The organism is Variovorax sp. VNK109, assembly GCF_049445855.1.
Lineage (GTDB): Bacteria > Pseudomonadota > Gammaproteobacteria > Burkholderiales > Burkholderiaceae_C > JAGOCV01.
Genome location: NZ_JBMSDV010000001.1, coordinates 1346313 through 1364197, shown reverse-complemented (window position 1 = coordinate 1364197; position 17885 = coordinate 1346313). Strand labels below are relative to the sequence as shown.

Here is a 17885-nt window from a genome sequence, read left to right as displayed (position 1 = left end):
CAAGAAAATGTCAGACAGGGGTGGCCAGCAGCGTGATCACGCGCGAGGTGTCGTAGATCGCGCGGCGCTTCGCATAACGCCAGCCTTCGGGCGTGCGCACGATGCGGTCTTCGTAGCGGCCGGCCTGGTAGATGAAGGATTCGCCGTTGGTGCGCGTCTGCACGATCACGTAGTTCGAGCTGGCCTCGACGGTGTCGGCGTCCACACGTGTGATCTGCAGGCCCGAGGTGAGATGCCGGCACGCATGCTCTTCGTAGATGTTGGCATGCCGCAGCGAGAGCACGCGGTCGCGCAGCATGCGCTGGTTGTCGCAGTAGATCAGGCCGATGGGCAGGCCCGCGTCGGCGTTCTCCTTCGGCACGATCTCGTAGAAGCAGTCGGGCGTGAACAGCTCCGCCCATTCCTCCAGGCGGTTGTTGTCCAGCACGAAGCTGTAGCGTTCCTGCAGCTGCTGGATTTCCCACCAGAGCACGACGGATTCGAGGGACGTCATGGGGGTTGCGACAGTGGTGTCGGGAAGTGCGGCGCCCATGCTCAGTACCCCATCAGTTTCTGGTAACCCGACCAGAAGCGGCGGATCAGGTTCTCGGTGATCATCGTGTCCTGGCGCGGCGTCTCGGCCGTGCCCAGCGCCATGTACGACTCGGCGTCGCCGTCGCGTGCAGTCCCACGTTGCACCAGTTCCGTGGCCTCGGTGTCTTCCATCGAGATGTAGCCGGCCGGGCCGACCAGGTTGGCCTGCTTGATGCGCAGCGCGCGCAGCTCGGGCGTGTCGTCCTCGTAGCCGAAGAAGTGGAAGACGAGTTCGAACTCGCCCGGCTTCTTGGGCAGCACCTGGCGCGCGACCAGCGTGTTGTGGATCTGCTGCAGCACGAGCTGCGGGAAGATCGTCTGGATGTGGTTGGTGCAGTCTTCCTCGTACTCCGAGACGAAGCCGAGCACCGAGTCGTCTTCCAGCCGGAAACCCTCGTCCATCGAGCGGATGGCCTGCTGCTTGTACGCGTCGGCCGTGTCTTCCTTCTCTTCCTTGGGCTTGGTCGAGGTGATGATGCTGTGCAGGCCGTGCTTGGCGTCGGGCATCGAGCGCGCCTTCATGCCCACGCGGAAGATGTTGAACGTGGTGTGGAACAGGTGAAGCAGGCTCGCGTGGTACGGGTCCTTCACGTTCTCGTAATAGAGCTTCCAGTTGCTGCGTGCGTACTGGCGCGTGCACCCCAGGTACACGACGGGCTTGTGCATCACGCGGTCGACCCACGGGCGCATCTGCTCGCCGATGTAGTCCTCCAGCGGCGGCGTTTCTTCACTGAACGTGGCGAAGACGAGGCCTTTGTAGCTTTCGGCACGCAACTGCTTCAGGCCGTGGTTCTTGGGGTTGAAGTCGGCCGGCATGCCGGGCGCGCCGTCCTTGCCACGGCGGAAGGGCACGCCCTGCAGGTTGCCTTTGGTGTCGAAGCTCCACTGGTGGTACACGCAGGTGTGGCTCTTGGCATTGCCGCGTGCGTTGCGGCAGACCATGGCGCCACGGTGCGCGCAGCGGTTCACCCAGGCGGCGATGCTGCCGTCCTCGGTGCGCGTCACCACGACGGGCGTGTCGCCGACGAAGGTGCTCTTGTAGTCGCCGGCTTTGGGGATTTCCGCTTCCAGCGCCACGAAGCTCCACACCGGACCGCGGAAGATGCGTTCCTGCTCGCGGTCGAACACGTCCTGCGAGCTGAAAACCTTGTAAGGCACGCGCGAACCGTCCGGGTGCGAGAAATGCACCAAACGGTCGAGTTCCGGGTCGTCGCCGGACCGTTTCAGTGCGCTGATGTCGATTGCCTGATTCATCGTGGATCCTTCTGGGCTGGATGGCAGCGTCGGAGTCGATGTTCCGCGTGGCCGGTGGGCCCGGCTATCCGGAAATCGCAGGCGGGCAGAAGCGCTGTCCATTTCCAGCAGGAAACTGCAAGCTTTCGGGCACCCGTGTGGCGCATTTCTTGCGAAAGATCATGGAAAAGGTTTCGTTTCCATGCTGCCGGCCCCACACACCCGCCCCTCCGCCCAGCCCGTTTTCGAGCCGGGCGTGCTGCGCGCGAACCGGTTGTTCGAATCGCGTGATCTGGACGACACGCGTGAACGCATCTCGCGCGTGATGCAGCCCCATGAGCTCCGGCCACTGGCGCGTCCGCAGGCCGGTGCGCGCTCGCACATGGATTTCGTGCGCATCGGCGGCATCGGTCTTGGCACCATCGACTTCGGCGAGGCCATGCGTGTGGATGTCGACCACGTGGAGGACTACCACCTGCTGATGTTCTGCCTGCGCGGCAGCGCACAGGCGCAGGCCAACGGCCGCACCATCCTTGCCGACACGCACCAGGGCATGGTCTGCGCGCCCGGCCATGCATTCGTGGCCGACCTGTCACCCGACTGTGAGCAGTTCGTCGTGCGACTCGACCGCCGCATGGTGGAGGCGCACTGCGGTCGTGCCATCACCTTCGATTCCGCGCTGGACCTCCGCAATGCGAAGCTGCAGGCGTGGATCGATCAGTTGCGTGTGCTGGCCACGTCCACCACACTGGTGGATGCCGCGCAGCGCAACCCCGTCATCGCCACCGAACTTGAGCGCCTGCTGGTGCTGCTGCTGCTCGAAGGCCAGACGTGGACGGACGATGCACCGCTGCTGCGCAACACCGATACGACGCGCCGTGCACCTGCCGCAGGTTGTGTGCGCCGGGCGGAATCGTTCATCGAATCACATGCGGAAGAGCCGCTGCGCCTGGCCGACATCGCCGAAGCGGCGGGTGTGCCCGCCCGCACCTTGCTCGACGCATTCAAGCGCTTCCGCGAGATCAGTCCGATGCAGCACCTGCGTGACGTTCGGCTGGATCGTGCACACGCGTTGCTTCGCGATGCCAGACCCGGCACGCGCGTGGCGTCCATCGCGCTGGACTGCGGCTTCGCGCACCTGGGTCGTTTCTCGCAGGCCTACCAGCAGCGGTTCGGCGAAGCGCCGTCTGCGACGCTGGGGCTGCGCGACTGAGACGCGCAGCCGGCCTCTTCAGGCCTGCCAGCTCAAGTCCGCCGCGTGGTTTGTTTCGGGCACCACGGCGGTGCCGAAGCCTTCAGCCAACCCGCACGAATCCACGTCGATGCAGCCCCGATGGATTTTCAGGGCCGGTGCCGGCGATGCGTTGTAGAGATCGGGGTGCGCTGCAGCGAGCGCGCGTGCTTCAGCTTGCGGCGTCGCCGCAAACCGGTCCACATAGTGATGGCCGTTGCGCTCGATGTGGTCGATGCCCAGCAGCGATGCGAGCGCCAGGTCCTGCTGCAGCGAGATGCCGGGCTGGATGATCAGGTCTTCGGCCGACATGAAATACATCGGCCGGCCTGCCTCGAGGTTCCACTGCGCACAGCGCGCGCGGTTGACGAGGGACTTGTAGAAGCCTTTGCACGATTTCGACGACACGCCCTGGTAGCCACGCGCCTTGCCGCGCGGGAAGGTCTCCAGCGTGCCGTCGGACTCGTCGAGCAGCAGGGGCTTGAACGCAGCGATGGCATCGACGGGAACGTCCATCGCCCTGGTGCGGGCTATGGGCTGTTCGATGAAGAGCGTCGATGCCTGCAGTCGCCGCAACGCGGGTGTGGCCTCCATGCGGCGGCAGAACTCGACGAGCGACTGCGCGTCGGCGTACTGCTCGTTGCCGTCCAGCGTCGCCACATAGGGCGACGGCAGCCTGTCGAGCACGCGGGCTATGTCCACGAGCCGTGCGATGTCGCGGTCCGCTTCGCCGCACAGCTTGAGCTTGAAGTAGGTGTTGCCATAGGTGTCGATGACATCCTGCAGCGTGACGGGCAGCCCGTCCTGCGGCGCATCGGGCGCTGGTGTGTCCGACGTGTCGAGCGGATCGAGCATGCCCACGGTGTGCCGTGCGTGTAACGTGCGCACCGGCTGCAGCTCGCGCAGGAATAGCGGGACGTCGAAGCCGTCGAGGTCGGCCACGACAGCATGCCGTTTCATGCCGGGCAGGTTGTGGCGCATCGCGTCCCAGAAGCCGACGCGCCATTCGCGGCAGATCGCGTCGAAGATCGCGCGGTCCAGGAGCGCAGCGCCGTAGCCCGCGGCAAGGGGTGGCAGGTCGGCCGCCGCGCCGGCTTCCATCAGCGCGCGGTAGGTGTCGGCGAACAGGCCGAATGCCGTCTTCCCACGCTCGTCCATGTAGGCGCGCGCGGCGTTGCGCAGCGACTGGCGCAACTGGTTCTCGTTGTCCTCGGGCGTGAACTCGGGCCGCTTGTCGAACCACTTGGGCAGCAGCACTTCGGCGGAGTAGCCGGTGGCGACGCGCCCGCCTTCGAGCTCGATCGTCACGCGCACCAGCGCCTGCCGTGCCTGCGTGAGCGTGTGCAGGCCGAAGCGGAACGGCATGCGCAGGCGGAACGGACGCTCGAACACGTCCACCGCCAGCACGCGGAGTTTCGGCGCGCCGCCAGCTTCAGGCATCCACATTGCCCTGCGCGAAGAAGTGGGCGCGGATGGTCTGCGTCATGGCGGCGAACTCGGGCGTGCCCATCACCGTGAGCGGGCGCGGACGCGGCAGGTCCACGTTGTAGATCGCCGCGATCTGACCGGGTCGCTCGGACATCACCACCACCCGGTCGGCGAGGAACACCGCTTCCGGGATGCTGTGCGTGATGAGCAGCACCGTCTTGCCCGTCGAATACCAGATGCGTTGCAGCTCGAGGTTCATGCGCTCGCGCGTCATCGCATCGAGCGCGCCGAAGGGCTCGTCCATCAACAGGATCGACGGGTCGTGCACCAGGGCGCGGCAGATGGCGGCGCGCTGCTGCATGCCGCCCGAGAGCTGCCATGGCAGCTTCCTGTCGAAGCCATCGAGGCCGGCGGTCTGCATCAGCTGGCGTGCGCGGGGTTCGTATTTCGACGTGTCCAGCCCGCGCATCTCCACCGGCAGCATGATGTTGCGGAAGATGTTGCGCCAGGGCAGGAGCACCGGGCTCTGGAACACGATGCCCACGTCGTCTGCCGGTTCGGTGACCTCGCGCCCGCTGATGGAGATGCTGCCCTCGGTGATGGACAGCAGGCCTGCCGCCATCTTGAGCAGCGTGCTCTTGCCGCATCCGCTCGGACCGACGACGACGACGAACTCGCCGCGCGCGATGTCCAGCGTGATGGGCTTGAGCGACTCCACCGGCCCGTCCGCGGTCTGGTAGACCTTGGTCGCACCTGCGATGCGGATGTGCGTTTCCTGCGCCGCAGCGTGCGGGCGCAAGGGCAGGACATCGGCACCGGCAGCTTGCCCGGCGTTCATCGGCTGGTCGGTCATGGGCATGATTTGCTGCATGGCAAGGCTCAAGGCAGGAACTCCAGCGTGAAATAGTCTTCGGCCTTGCCGCGGGTGGCCGGGTCCATGCCACCGTACTTGACGAGCGTGTCGAGCGACGCGTCGATGGTGACGCGGCTCACGCGCAGGGGGCGCATGCCCTTGGTCTCCGGCGTGTGGTACAGCGTCTGCGAGAGCTTCAGGCTTTCGAGTTGTGCCTCGGGCATGCCGGCGGAGGGGAAGGCGCGCAGCATCGCGTCGACCGCTTCCTTCGGGTTCTTTTCGGCTTCTTCCGCGGAGCGCGTGGCGGCGCGCATGAAGCGCTTGACCATGTCGGGCTTGTTCTTCTGCGTGTCGTTGTGCGCCACGACGCCCAGGCTCACCAGCGTCAGGCCGGCATCGGCGAAGCGCAGGATGTTGACCGGCTGCTTCATGATGTCCGGCAGGCGTGCGCCCTGTTCGGTGATGAAGCCGAGCAATGCATCGGCCTGGCCGTTGATCACGGCGTTCAGCTTGGTCTGTGCGTCGCCCGAGACGGTCTTGAACTGCTTTTCCTCGATGCCGACCTTGCTCAGGTACAGCGGCCAGATCGGTGTGTTCGCGTCGCCCGGGGTGATGGCGATGGTCTTGCCGATCAGGTCCTTCGGCGTCTTGATGTTGCGGCTGGCCGGGCTGATGACGGCGGCCGGCGTGCTCTGGATCATCACGCCCACGGCCTTGACCGGTGCACCGCGGCCGGTGGCGCGCATCATCACACCGACGTCGGCGTAGCCGAACTCCACCGTGCCTGCGCCCACGGCCTGGATGGTCGCGGCGGAGCCCCGGCCTTCCTGGATCTGCAGGTCGATGCCTTCCTGCGCGAAGTAACCTTTTTCCTTGCCGAGGAAGAAGGGTGCGTGTTCGCCGTACACGTACCAGTTGAGCATCAGCGTGACCTTGTCGCGGGTCTGGCCCACGGCAGGTGCTGTCAGAGAAAGGGCGAGCGCGGCGGAGCCGAGCAGTGCAGTCAGTAGTCTCATGATTGTCTCCTTGTGGTGATGACGCTGTGTTGATTCCGCCGCGTCAGGCGGTTGCCTGGAAACTGGTCCGCCGCGACGAATGCCACGGGATGAGGTAGTGCTCGGCCACGTCGACGATGGCGAACAGGATCACGCCGATGGTCGACAGCACCAGCAGCGCAGCGAACATCAGCGGCAGATCGAAATTGCCATTCGCCACCTGCAGCACGTAGCCGATGCCCGAGTTGGAGCCGACGAACTCGCCCACCACCGCACCCACCACGACGAGCGTGATGCACACCTTCAGCCCCGCGAAGAGATAGGGCATGCTGTAGGGCAGGGCGATGAACCAGAAGGTCTTGAGCCGGCCGGCCTTCACGGAGCGTGCGAGATCGAGCATGTCGGGCTCGACCGACTTGAAGCCGGTCACCATGGCCACCACCACCGGGAAGAATCCGAGCAGGAAGGCCGAGATCACCTTGGGCAGGATGCCGAAGCCGAACCACACCACGAACAGCGGCGCGACGGCGATCTTGGGCACGCTTTGCGAGAACACCAGCAGCGGGTACAGGTAGTTCTCGATGGTCTTCGAATACGCGATGAGCAGCGCCATCGGCACGCCGATGACCACGCTCAGCACGAAGCCGCCGAGCGCGGCGACGGTGGTGACGCCGCTCTCGGAGAGCAGCTTGGGCCAGTGCTTGATGAGTTGCTCGATCACCTGGCCCGGCGAAGGCACGAGGTAGGTGGGCACCTTGAACAGGCGTGTCGCGATCTCCCAGAGGGCGAGCACGATGACCAGCAGGATCACCGGCCGCATGGCCGGCGATTGCGCGATGCGCCTGGCGAGGGGTTGTCTGGTTTTCATGCGATGGCCGTCACTCTGGGGGTTTCGATGGCCTCGGTCACCACCTGGCGCTGCATGCCCAGCTTCTCGATGCCGAGTGTCATCACGTCGCCCGCGCGCAGGTAGACCGGTGGCTTGTGGCCGAGGCCCACGCCGGCTGGCGTGCCGGTGATGATCAGGTCGCCGGGCAGCAAGGTCATGTAGCGGCTGATGTCGGCGATGCATTGCGCAACGTTGAAGATCATCAGGTTGGTGCTGCTGTCCTGCACGCGCTTGCCGTTCACTTCGCACCACATCTTCAGGTCCTGCACGTCGCCCACTTCGTCGGGGGTGACGAGCCAGGGGCCGGTGGGGCAGAAGGTGTCGTGGCTCTTGCCCTTGGTCCATTGCGTGCCGAGCTGCAGCTGGTCGTGGCGTTCGGACACGTCGTTGGCGACGCAGTAGCCAGCCACGTGCGCGAGTGCATCTTCCTCGCTGACGTTGCGCGCTTCGGTGCCGATGACGACGCCGAGCTCGACTTCCCAGTCGCTGCATTCGCTTCCCGCAGGCAGTACGACGGTGTCGTCGGGGCCGGTGATGGCTGTCGGCGGCTTGAGGAAGAGGATGGGCGTGGTCGGGATCGGTGCGCCGCATTCCTTCGCGTGGTCGCTGTAGTTGAGGCCGACGCCGACGATCTTGCCGACCTGCGCGACCGGGCAACCCAGGCGCACGCCCTGTGGCACCAGCGGCAGGGCATCGAGCGACACCGCGCGCATGGCGCGCAGCGACTCGGGCGAGAGGGCCTTGCCGTCGATGTCCGGCACAAGGCTTGAAATGTCGCGGACCTGTCCGTTCGCGTCGAGGATGCCCGGGCGTTCCTTGCCGGCCGGGCCGAATCTCACGAGTTTCATGCTGCTGCTCCTTCGTGCCGCTCGCTGTCGAGCGCGAATTCGAGTGAATAGAACTGGGTGCCGTCGGTGGACTGCGCGCCACCGTCGTCGGCCCATTGCTTCGTGGCGGCCCGTACCTGCTCCCAGGCGCTGGCGTCGTCCATCAGCCGCAGATCGGCGCTGCGCATGACGAGCAGGCCATCGGTGAGGCTGGCCTTCGCGCCGTGCACGGCGGCTTCACCGGTCTTGACCGTGGTGCCCGCGCTGTCCAGCCGGAGCTCCGTGGCCTGGTCGGCATTGCAGGCCTTGCGCAGACGCTCGAGAAGCTGTTGCCGCTGGCTGCGGTCCACCTCACCTTCGGGTGGTGCGAAGCAGGTGACGGCGAGCACATGCGCAGCTTTCGTCGCCGTGCTGCCTGCGTGCGCCACCAGCTTGTACGTGCTGCGCGTGGGCTGCGCGAACCAGCGCAGCGCGGCCTTCGTACGCTCGGTCGGCGCGTTGAGCGCGGCGAGGTACGCAGCGCTCGTCAGCACATCCAGGCTCGCGGTGTCGTAGTACATCAGGAAGCGGTTGTCGTCCGTGGCCGAGCGGTAGCGGCGCCCGCGCAGGAAGCCGGGGATGCCGAGCCGCTCGGGGATGTGCTCGTTGTTGTGCCAGCGCGAATAGGCTGCCTGGAACTCGGGCGCGATGGTGGCCCAGAAGGCCATCATCCCGTCCGCCGGGCCCTGCGATGCATTCATCAGAACGCCCCTGCACGCACTTCGTAGCGGGTGGGCTTGCCGTGTTGCGGCATCTCGCGCTGCACCCAGTCGGCCACCCAGTCGATCATGCGGGCCAGCGGCACGCGGGGGTAGCCGAACAGGCGCTGCGCCTGCAGCGTGTTGTTGACCCATGCGTCCGGCTGTTCCGTGCCCTCATAGACCGGCTTCTTGCCGAAGCGGCGGCCGAATTCCTCGGCCACCATGCGCACGCTGGCCAGCTCGGGGCCGCCGATGTTCAGCGGCGATGTCGGGTTGGTGCAGTAGCGCAGCGCGCGCAGCACCTGCGCGTTGGTGTCGCCCTGCCAGATGACGCTGGCGTGGCCGGTGGCGATCGGCACCGGTTCGTTGTTGTAAACCCAGTTGGCGATGTCCACCAGCACGCCGTAGCGCATGTCGATGGCGTAGTTCAGCCGGATCAGGCGGCCTGGCGTGCCCCACTTGCGCGAGCCGTATTCGAAGGCGCGTTCGCGGCCCACGCAGGAGTTGGCGTAGTCGCCCAGCGGACCGGCAGGGTGCGATTCGTCCCAGCCGTGCTGGACGATGGGCGCGAACGGATAGACGCACAGCGTGGAGAACGCCACGATGCGCGACTCGCGGAACTCGCGCGCCACCACCGAGGGCACGTAGGAGTTCATCGCCCACGCGAACGACGGATCGTCGTTGGTGCCGAACTTCTTGCCGGCCATGTAAACCACGTTCGCCACCTTGGGCAGACGCGACACGGCCTGCTCGTCCAGCAGGTCGCACTTGATGGTCTCGACGCCCCACGATTCGATGCGCTCGGCCAGGCCGGGCTCGGAGAAGCGGGCCACGCCGATCACGCGCTTGTTGGGTGCGGCCAGCTTGGCCATGCGCGCCAGCGTGGGCCCGACCTTGCCGGCGATGCCCAGGACGATGATGTCGCCTTCGACCTGTGCGAGATCGTGGACCAGTTCCGGTGTGGGAGCGGCGAGCATCTCCTCGAGGTGCTCTTCGTCTTCGATGCGGTCGGGCAGCGAGACCATTGCTTTCATGTCCATCTGTTGTCTCCTTCAACTAAGTAAATTATTAGTTGGAAGTCTATCGATGGGTATTCGGGCCGCTACTGGTGATTTCCCTTACCGCTTTGTGCCGCAGTGCGGCAAGCCATGAACAGGCCCGCGGCTTACCTGCGAAGGTAGCCCAGCAGCACCTGGACGATGTGTTCTTCGTGGTGGCGGATGGCCGACGGCTTCATCAGGTCGCGGCCCAGGATCACGCCCAGCGTGAAACGGTTGGACAGGTAGAAGTAGCCCATGCCGTTCATCGAGATGAAGAGGTCTTCCGCCTTCACGTCGTCCCGGAAAACCTTCTCCTTCGCGCCGCGTTTGAGCACCGTCTCGATGGTGTCCAGCAGCGGGTTGTACAGGCCGCGGATGTAGGTGGACTTGGCGATGTGTCTGCCGCGCTGCACGTTTTCGCTGTTGAGCAGGCCGATGAGCTGCGGGTTCTTCACGAAGATCTGGAAGGTCCAGCGCACGAGTGACTCCATCGCTTCCATCGGTTCGAGCCCGCGGATGTCGAAGTCGCGGTGGTTCGCGCGCATCAGGTCGTAGGCCTGTTCCATCACCGCGATGAAGAGGTTCTCCTTGCTGCCGAAATACTGGTAGGCCAGGCTCACGTTCACGTCGGCCTGTTTGACGATGCGTTCGATGCGCGCGCCGTCGTAGCCGTGGTCGGCGAATTCCTGGATGGCGCAGTCGAGGATGCGGGATTTGGTGACGCTGGCGTCGCGGACCTTGGGCGCTTTGGCGGCGGCTTTCGGGGTCTTCCTGGCGGTGGGGCGTGCGGCGGGAGCGGAGATGGTGACAGGCATTCTTCTAAGCATCTTGTTAGAAGACGCACTGTGGCACAGAACCCGTGCCCTGCCAACACAAAAGGTGTTACCCGCGCGACTGGACGCAGGGCGTTCAAGCGGGCGCTCAGGCCGCCTGCTTCGTGCTGTAGGTTGCCGCGAAGCGCTCCTGCAGGTAGGCCGCCGTGGTGATCGGCGGGTACTTCGGCAGGGCGCCGGGTGCCACGCAGGTCGGGATGGCGCTCACCATGGCGTCCGGATTCGGGTCGAGGAAGAACGCGATGGAATACCGCTCGCGTGCGGGCTGCACCACGCGGTGCGGCGTGGACACGTAGACGTCGTTGGTCCAGCGCATCAGGCAGTCGCCGATGTTGCAGATGAAGGCGCCGGGGATCGCGGGCGCATCCAGCCATGCGCCGTCCCGGCGGCGCACTTGCAGGCCGGCGACGCCGTCGGTGGCGAGCAGGGTGACGTTGCCGTAGTCGGTGTGCGTGCCGGCGCCGGGCTGGCCATCGGCGGGCATCTCGTCCACGGTTCGGTCCAGCGCCACGGGATAGCGCAGGAAGCGGAGGGTGGCCAGCGGCTTGTCCACCTTGTCGGCAAAGAAATCCTCGGCGAGTCCCAGGTCGGCGGCAAAAGCCTTGTGCAGGCGCTGCCCGACGGCGAGTACCGCGTCCAGATAGCCTTGCGCGCGCGCCTGCCAGCCGTCGATGGGCGGCCACACATTGGCGGGACGTGTGACCTCGTCCGTCCAGATCAGGTTGAACGCTTCCTTCAGGTCGGGCGCGGTCTTCTCGTCCAGCCGCTCCACGCCCAGTCCCACGTAGCCCCGGTTGTGGCCATGGATGCCGATGGCGAGCTTGCGCTTTTCGTGGGCGGACAGCGCGAACACCTCGTGCGCGACAGCGAAGGCATCGTCGATCTGCGTCGCAGACACGCCGTGACCGGTGATGACGAAGAAGCCGGTGCCGCGGCAGGCGGCGCCGATCTGCCGGGTGACCGCAGCGCGGTCGCCTGCGGTGTCACTGGCCAGACCTGCGATGTCGATGATCGGGATGCCTGCGGGCGTATCCGGTGTGTCCATGGTTTTCATTGTCCACGCATCAGCAAGTTCCGTGCACGCCGGCGTCGTGATCCCGCCATGTCTTGACGTGCGTCAGTCCGGTCAATCGACGCGGATCTTCGCGGCCGTAATGGCGGCAGCCAGATCCTTCTTTTCCTTCGCGAGGTAGGCGGCGAACGGTGCGCCCGACATCTGCATGGGCTTGTAGCCCGCATCGGACAGCCTCTTCACGGTCTCGGGCTCGGCCACCAGCTCGTTGATGGCCTGTGCCAGGCGGTCGACGATGGCGCGGTCTGTCTGCGCGGGCAGCATCACGCCCACCCATGCGTTCACGTCGAGTGCCTTGAAGTCCGGCGTTTCCGCCAGCGACGGCACGTCGGGCAGTGTGGGCCAGCGTTGCGCCGACGTGACGCCATAGGCCTTGACCTTGCCGTCGCGCACGAAGGCCTGGACCAGCGCCATCGGCAGCACGGCCAGGTCGATCTGGCCGCCGGCCAGTTCGGTCAGCACCTGCGGGCCGGACTTGTAGGGTACATGCACCATGTCGAGCGAGGCTTGCTGCTTGAGCATTTCGGCGGTCACGTGCAGGCCGGTGCCCACGCCGTCCGTGCCGAAGTTGAGCTTGCCGGGCTGGCTGCGGATGAGCTTGACCAGCTCGGCCGTGTTGGCTGCCTGCAGCGTCGGCCGGCCGACCAGCACGAAAGGCGCCGACGCGATGGCGGCAACGGGCACGAGGTCGCGCAGGCCGTCGAACTTGTAGGTGTTGGGGGACACCAGCGGTGCCACCGTGACCGGGCTGCTGACCGCGAACAGCATCGTGTAGCCGTCGGCCTTCGCGTTGATCACGCGCTGCGCGGCGATGGTGCCGGACGCACCGACGGTGTTCTCCACCACCACGGCCTGCCTGAGCTTCTCGGCCAGGCGCGGCATCGTGATGCGTGCGGCCACGTCCACGCTGCCGCCGGGCGAGAACGGCACGACGGCGATGAGGGGTTGCGCGGGCCACGACGCGGCCTGTGCGATGGCGTGAAGCGGGATGGCCAGGGGCGCTGCGAACAGCAGGACGGAAGCCAGGCGGCGGATGGTTTGCATGATGGACCTCGGAAGATGATGATGGGACGTTTCGGGGACGGTGTGTTTGTCTCTGTGCGTTCAGGTGTCAGGCCTTCAGCCACGGCAGCTGTCCTGCCGTGTAGCGCCAGGTCTGGAACACGCTGTTGAGGCGGCCGGGCCCGGTCTTGCGGGCGTCGGCGTCGGGGTACTCGTCGAACCACGGCATCACGAACTCCCACACCACTTCGCCTTCGGGATTGACCTCGAACAGGCGGCCGGTGGCCGATTCGGTGATGTGCGTGTTGCCGTTCCACAGGCGCTGGGCGTTGCCCATGAACGCGGTGTAGAACGCGTTGACCATCTCGTCGGCATAGGACCAGACGACTTCATGGCTGGCCGGATCGATCTCCACCACGCGTGAGAACGCGACGTGGCTGCCTTCGCGGAAGTTGCCGTTGTCGAACGCGAGGATGTTGCCGTTGGCCAGCGGCACCGGCGCATGCTGGTGCGACACCACGCCCGGCGGCACATGCAGCTTCACCTTGCCGCTGGTCTTGTCCACGCCGACGATGCCGGCCGTGGTGCGCAGGCTCATGAGCACCGTGCCGTCGGCCATCACGCCCAGGCCGTTGACGAGCGGCCAGTGGTAGCGGCCGAAGCCGGGGTGGATGGGGAAGTCCTGCGGGTCCAGGTGCTCGACGGCCTTCCATTCCCAGACGAGTTCGCCCTGGCGGTTGACTTCGCGGATGACGTCGCCGTACATCACTTCATCAGGGCCGTGCGCCGTACCGCCGGGCACGCGTGCAGCGAAACCTTCGGGCACCGGCTCGCAGGCGGCGTACAGCAGATTGCCGTTGGGCAGCCACTGCGCGTCGTGGTGGTGCGCCGGGTCCTCGTAGTGCCAGACCACGTCGCCTTGCGGCGTGACTTCGGAGAAATCGCCGCCGTGCCACATGGACCAGGCCGGATAGCGGCTGGGCGAGTTGGCGTGGTTGCCGTTGTAGCCCATGTTGCCGTTGGGCAGGATGACCGCGTGACGACCCGGGCGCAGCGGCATCTTCCACTGGTGCACCACGACGCCCTGGATGTCGATGAGGTAGACGTTGCCGCCGGCGGTCTGCGGTGCGATCAGCGTGTAGCCGCCGGCCGATGCCGCGGGATCGAGCGCGATCAGGCCTGTGCCGCGGCGGCGCAGGGTGACTTGGTCGACGGTGGTAGCCATGATTTCCTTCCTTCGGGTCCGTTGCCGGAAGCTGTTGATGGAGCGAACTCTAGATGGCGGTAAGTGTCAGGAATAGCTGATTGTTTCTTATGGAGCGTCAGAAAAAAACTGACGCTGACCTAGAATCGCCGAATGGCAGCCGCATCCCACGCGATTTCGCAGTCCTTCCGCTGTTTCGACGAGGTCGCGCGGCGCGGCTCGGTACGCAAGGCGGCCGAGACCTTGCACCTCACGGCAGCGGCGGTGAACCAGCAGATCCTCAACCTCGAGGCCATCGTCGGCATGCCGCTGTTCGACCGGTTGCCGCGCGGCATGAAACTCACCTCGGCCGGCGAGATCATGGTGGCGGCCGTGCGCCGTAGCCAGCGCGACTTCGACAACGCGCTCTCCCAGGTGCAGGACCTGCGCTCGCTGCGGCGCGGCCACGTCAACCTGGGTGTGCCGCATGCGACGGCCGAGCACCTGATCCCGCGGGTCATCGAAGCCGTTCTCGACAGCCATCCGGGTATCACCTTCAGCGTGCGCTCCGGCAATGGCGAAAGCCTGCTGCGCTGGGTCGCCAATGGCGAGATCGACGTGGCGTTCTGCCTGCGCCGTCCGCCGTCGCCGGGCGTGGAAGAGGTGCGCACCTATCCGCAGCACCTGGGCGTGGTCACGGCGCCGGGGCACCCGTTGCTCGCAAAGAAAAAACTGCTGCGCATGCGTGATTGCCTCGATTACCCGCTGGTGCTCATGTCGCCCGACATGGAACTGCGCATCCTGGCCGACCGCATCGACGCTCGGCTGCAGCGCACCGGCCGCCCCTTCGTCGAGACGAGTTCGGTGCCGATGCTGCGGCGGCTGGTGGCGCGGGGTGATGCGGTCGGCTTCCTGGTGCCCGACAACGTGGCACAGGACGTGGAGGACGGCCGCCTCGTGTGGACCGGGCTGGAGGACGCGGGCGCGCAACTGCACAGCTGCCTGTACCAGCGCACCGGTTACACGACAGCGGTGGCGACCGGGCTTTTCCTCGAGGCCCTGGACACGGCGGTCAATGACATCCGCAAGCGCTTCGAACAGCAGCACGCGCTGAGGTTGCAGGCGTTCGCGAACTGACGCTGTGGCGAGCGACGTCCTGGCGTTCGCTGACCTGCACGGTCAGCGCCGCAAGGCCGTCAGCGCTTCGAACTCCCAGCTGCGCATGCCCAGCAGCAGCGTGTAGCCCTCGCGGTCTTTCTCGGCGAGTTTCTGGTCGGTCTGGTGCTGCTGCGCGAAGTCCTGCGCGACGCGCTGGATGCGTTCGAGGAAGGCCGGCGCCAGCGAACGGCTGATCGAGCCGTGCACCAGCAGCAGCCCTTCTCCTTCACCGTCGAAGCCGCCCCGGAAATAGTCCAGCACCACTTCCTCGCGGAAGAACTCCATCACCGGGCCGTGCGGACGCCAGCGGAAGGTCTTGGCCAGTTTGAGGCGGTAGCGGTTGAGCGGCCGCAACTCGATGATGCCGATGCGGTCGAGTTGCGCGAGGTACTTCACACATTCTGCTTCGGAGAGGCGGTAGGTCGAGGTGATCTGCTCCAGCGTCCACTGGCTGAGTACCGAGATGGCGACCAGCAGCAGCTTCTTGTCGGCGACCACGGCCCGCTCCTGCTCGTGGGTGAGTTCGCGCAGCAGCGGCTGCGCGTCGGCCACGCGCCGGGCGAGGTCGGCGAAGTCGAGCTTGAGCACGCGGCAGATCGCGTCGATGCGCGACAGCGGCATGTCGCCCTTGGCGAACATGCGCTTCACGCTGGACTCGGCCATCTTCAGCCCGGCGGCCAGATCGGCGTAGGTCATCTGCGCGGACTTCAGTTCCTTCTTGAGGGCGGTGACGAGATCGGCGGTGGTGCTCATGGAAGTCTCGGATTCCGATACTGAGGGTAGATCACGGCTGCATCGTATCGATTTACGATGCCGGTAGAAAGTGGCGAAACTACAGTGCGCCAATCCAGACCGAGGGACAAGACATGACGACACACGACAGCGATGGCACCACCGGGCATCCCAACCAGTTCACGCTGCTGAAGCAACGGCGCTTCGCGCCGTTCTTCTGGACGCAGTTTTCCGGCGCAGCGAACGACAACCTGTTCAAGTTCGCTTTCACCGTGCTGGTGACCTACCAGCTTCAGGTGCAGTGGCTGCCGCCGTCGCTCGCGGGGCTGGCGATCGGCGCGCTGTTCATCCTGCCGTTCCTGCTGTTCTCCGCAACGAGCGGGCAACTCGCGGACAAGTACGACAAGAAAGTGCTGATCCGTTTCGTGAAGCGGCTGGAAATCCTCATCATGGCGCTGGCCGCGTGGGGCTTCTTCGGCCAGAACGTGCCGATCCTGCTGGGCTGTACGTTCCTCATGGGTCTGCACTCCACGCTGTTCGGGCCGGTGAAGTTCGCCTACCTGCCGCATCACCTGAATGAGCGCGAGCTCACCGGTGGCAACGGCATGGTGGAGATGGGCACCTTCGTCGCCATCCTGCTGGGCAATGTGGCGGGCGGCCTGATCATCGCGGTGCCGGAGATCGGCGCGCACCATGTCGGCTTCGCCTGCATCGGACTCGCGATCGCAGGGCGCGTGGTGTCGGAGTTCATTCCTGCATCGCCCGCCACCGACCCCGGCCTCACCATCAACTGGAACCCATTCACCGAAACCTGGCGCAACCTCAAGCTCGCGCACGGGAACGTCGTGGTGTTCCGCTCGCTGCTGGGCATCAGCTGGATGTGGTTCTTCGGCGCGGTGTTCCTGAGCCAGTTCCCCAGCTTCGCGAAGGAGGTGCTGCACGGCAACGAGCAGGTCGCGTCGTTGCTGCTGGTGGTGTTCTCGGTTGGCATCGGCATCGGTTCGCTGCTGTGCGAGACGCTGTCGCGCCGTCATGTGGAGATCGGCCTCGTGCCGCTCGGCGCCATCGGCATGAGCGTGTTCGCGATCGACCTGTACTTCGCGTCGCGCGGCCTCGCTGCACCGGCCACGGCCACCGCCACAGCAAACGGCATCTACACGCTTGCACAGTTCGTCGCATCGCCCGCGCACTGGCGCGTGATGGCCGACCTCGCGCTGCTCAGCCTGTTCGCGGGCCTGTACAGCGTGCCGATGTACGCGCTGATCCAGATGCGCGCGCAGCCCACGCACCGCGCGCGCATCATCGCGGCCAACAACATCCTCAACGCCCTGTTCATGATCGCGAGTTCAGTCATCGCGGGCCTGCTGCTCAAGGCCGGCTTCAGCATTCCGCAGATGTTCCTCATCGTCGGCCTGGCCAACGCGGTGGTGGCCTTCTACATCTTCATGCTGGTGCCCGAGTACCTGCTGCGCTTCGTCGCGTGGATCGCCTCGCGCTTCATCTACCGCTTCCAGGTGAAGGGCGACGACCACATTCCCGTCGAAGGCGCGGCCGTGCTGGTGTGCAATCACGTGAGCTTCATCGACGCGATCCTGCTGATGGCCGCGAGCCCGAGGCCGATCCGTTTCATCATGGACCACCGTATCTTCAGACAGCCCGTGCTCGGCCCGCTGTTCAGGCTCGCCAAGGCGATTCCCATTGCGCCGCAGAAGGAAGACCCGGCGGTATACGAAGCCGCGTTCGAACGCGCGGCGCAGGTGCTGCGCGAAGGCGACATCCTCGCGATCTTTCCCGAGGGGGCGATCACGCGCGACGGCCAGTTGCAGGAGTTCAAGGGCGGCATCATGAAGATCCTCGAGCGCGCGAAGGCCGACGGCCTCGAGGTGCCGGTGATCCCGATGGCACTGACCAACCTGTGGGGCTCTTTCTTCAGCCGCATCGAGGAGCGCAACGGCCAGCGCGTGGCGATGGTGCGGCCGTTCCGGCGCGGCATGTTCAGCCGCGTGGGGCTCAACGTCGGCCCCGCCGTGCCGGCGTCGGATGCATCGCCGAACGATCTGCGCGAACGGGTATCCGGCTTGCTGGCTGCGTAAGTC

General features: G+C 65.8%; 17 protein-coding genes. 3 read left to right on the top strand and 14 right to left on the bottom strand.

Features of this window, described 5'->3' with window-relative positions; genetic code table 11:
• Nucleotides 1-10: 10 nt before the first annotated feature.
• The gene (gene andAd / locus ACO2Q9_RS06740; RefSeq protein WP_423309966.1) at nucleotides 11-493 is read right to left on the bottom strand and encodes an anthranilate 1,2-dioxygenase small subunit AndAd; all 483 of its coding nucleotides are present in this window, start codon (nucleotides 491-493) and stop codon (nucleotides 11-13) included.
• 41 nt (nucleotides 494-534) lie between these two features.
• On the bottom strand, nucleotides 535-1827 hold the full coding sequence (gene andAc, locus ACO2Q9_RS06735) for an anthranilate 1,2-dioxygenase large subunit AndAc (protein ID WP_423309557.1): 1293 nt from the start codon (nucleotides 1825-1827) through the stop codon (nucleotides 535-537).
• 181 nt (nucleotides 1828-2008) lie between these two features.
• Between andAc and andR the strand changes: the two genes are divergently transcribed.
• On the top strand, nucleotides 2009-3019 hold the full coding sequence (andR, locus tag ACO2Q9_RS06730) for an anthranilate 1,2-dioxygenase regulatory protein AndR (protein ID WP_423309555.1): 1011 nt from the start codon (nucleotides 2009-2011) through the stop codon (nucleotides 3017-3019).
• Nucleotides 3020-3037: 18 nt separating this feature from the next.
• Here andR and ACO2Q9_RS06725 read toward each other — a convergent pair whose 3' ends face one another.
• The 11 genes from ACO2Q9_RS06725 to ACO2Q9_RS06675 form a co-directional block, all read right to left on the bottom strand.
• Complete coding sequence (locus ACO2Q9_RS06725) at nucleotides 3038-4477, bottom strand: mandelate racemase (RefSeq protein WP_423309553.1); 1440 nt, start codon at nucleotides 4475-4477, stop codon at nucleotides 3038-3040.
• Nucleotides 4470-5303, bottom strand: a complete 834-nt coding sequence (locus ACO2Q9_RS06720) for an ABC transporter ATP-binding protein (RefSeq protein WP_423309964.1) — start codon at nucleotides 5301-5303, stop codon at nucleotides 4470-4472. The genes ACO2Q9_RS06725 and ACO2Q9_RS06720 overlap by 8 nt, the downstream gene beginning before the upstream one ends.
• A gap of 41 nt (nucleotides 5304-5344) precedes the next feature.
• Nucleotides 5345-6334 (bottom strand): ABC transporter substrate-binding protein, encoded by a 990-nt coding sequence (locus ACO2Q9_RS06715; protein WP_423309551.1) that lies wholly within the window; start codon nucleotides 6332-6334, stop codon nucleotides 5345-5347.
• A gap of 43 nt (nucleotides 6335-6377) precedes the next feature.
• On the bottom strand, nucleotides 6378-7181 hold the full coding sequence (locus tag ACO2Q9_RS06710; RefSeq protein ID WP_423309549.1) for an ABC transporter permease: 804 nt from the start codon (nucleotides 7179-7181) through the stop codon (nucleotides 6378-6380).
• Nucleotides 7178-8050: a fumarylacetoacetate hydrolase family protein gene (locus tag ACO2Q9_RS06705; RefSeq protein ID WP_423309547.1), complete on the bottom strand. Its 873-nt coding sequence runs from the start codon at nucleotides 8048-8050 to the stop codon at nucleotides 7178-7180. The genes ACO2Q9_RS06710 and ACO2Q9_RS06705 overlap by 4 nt, the downstream gene beginning before the upstream one ends.
• Complete coding sequence (locus ACO2Q9_RS06700; protein WP_423309545.1) at nucleotides 8047-8769, bottom strand: hypothetical protein; 723 nt, start codon at nucleotides 8767-8769, stop codon at nucleotides 8047-8049. The genes ACO2Q9_RS06705 and ACO2Q9_RS06700 overlap by 4 nt, the downstream gene beginning before the upstream one ends.
• Nucleotides 8769-9809, bottom strand: a complete 1041-nt coding sequence (locus ACO2Q9_RS06695; RefSeq protein ID WP_423309543.1) for an NAD-dependent epimerase/dehydratase family protein — start codon at nucleotides 9807-9809, stop codon at nucleotides 8769-8771. The genes ACO2Q9_RS06700 and ACO2Q9_RS06695 overlap by 1 nt, the downstream gene beginning before the upstream one ends.
• A gap of 125 nt (nucleotides 9810-9934) precedes the next feature.
• Nucleotides 9935-10624, bottom strand: a complete 690-nt coding sequence (locus ACO2Q9_RS06690; protein WP_423309540.1) for a TetR/AcrR family transcriptional regulator — start codon at nucleotides 10622-10624, stop codon at nucleotides 9935-9937.
• Nucleotides 10625-10730: 106 nt separating this feature from the next.
• Nucleotides 10731-11687 (bottom strand): isopenicillin N synthase family dioxygenase, encoded by a 957-nt coding sequence (locus ACO2Q9_RS06685; protein WP_423309538.1) that lies wholly within the window; start codon nucleotides 11685-11687, stop codon nucleotides 10731-10733.
• An 81-nt stretch (nucleotides 11688-11768) separates the two neighbouring features.
• Nucleotides 11769-12758, bottom strand: a complete 990-nt coding sequence (locus ACO2Q9_RS06680; protein WP_423309536.1) for a Bug family tripartite tricarboxylate transporter substrate binding protein — start codon at nucleotides 12756-12758, stop codon at nucleotides 11769-11771.
• A 67-nt stretch (nucleotides 12759-12825) separates the two neighbouring features.
• A complete protein-coding gene (locus ACO2Q9_RS06675; RefSeq protein WP_423309534.1) occupies nucleotides 12826-13941 on the bottom strand; it encodes an aryl-sulfate sulfotransferase in 1116 nt (371 codons plus the stop codon).
• Nucleotides 13942-14073: 132 nt separating this feature from the next.
• Here ACO2Q9_RS06675 and ACO2Q9_RS06670 point away from each other — a divergent pair, with 132 nt between their 5' ends.
• On the top strand, nucleotides 14074-15036 hold the full coding sequence (locus tag ACO2Q9_RS06670) for a LysR family transcriptional regulator (protein ID WP_423309532.1): 963 nt from the start codon (nucleotides 14074-14076) through the stop codon (nucleotides 15034-15036).
• Nucleotides 15037-15078: 42 nt separating this feature from the next.
• Here the strand turns inward: ACO2Q9_RS06670 and ACO2Q9_RS06665 are convergent, their stop codons facing one another.
• Nucleotides 15079-15810 (bottom strand): helix-turn-helix domain-containing protein, encoded by a 732-nt coding sequence (locus tag ACO2Q9_RS06665; RefSeq protein ID WP_423309530.1) that lies wholly within the window; start codon nucleotides 15808-15810, stop codon nucleotides 15079-15081.
• A gap of 113 nt (nucleotides 15811-15923) precedes the next feature.
• On the opposite strand from ACO2Q9_RS06665, the gene ACO2Q9_RS06660 reads away from it, so the two are divergent.
• Nucleotides 15924-17882: an MFS transporter gene (locus ACO2Q9_RS06660; RefSeq protein WP_423309528.1), complete on the top strand. Its 1959-nt coding sequence runs from the start codon at nucleotides 15924-15926 to the stop codon at nucleotides 17880-17882.
• Nucleotides 17883-17885 lie beyond the last annotated feature (3 nt).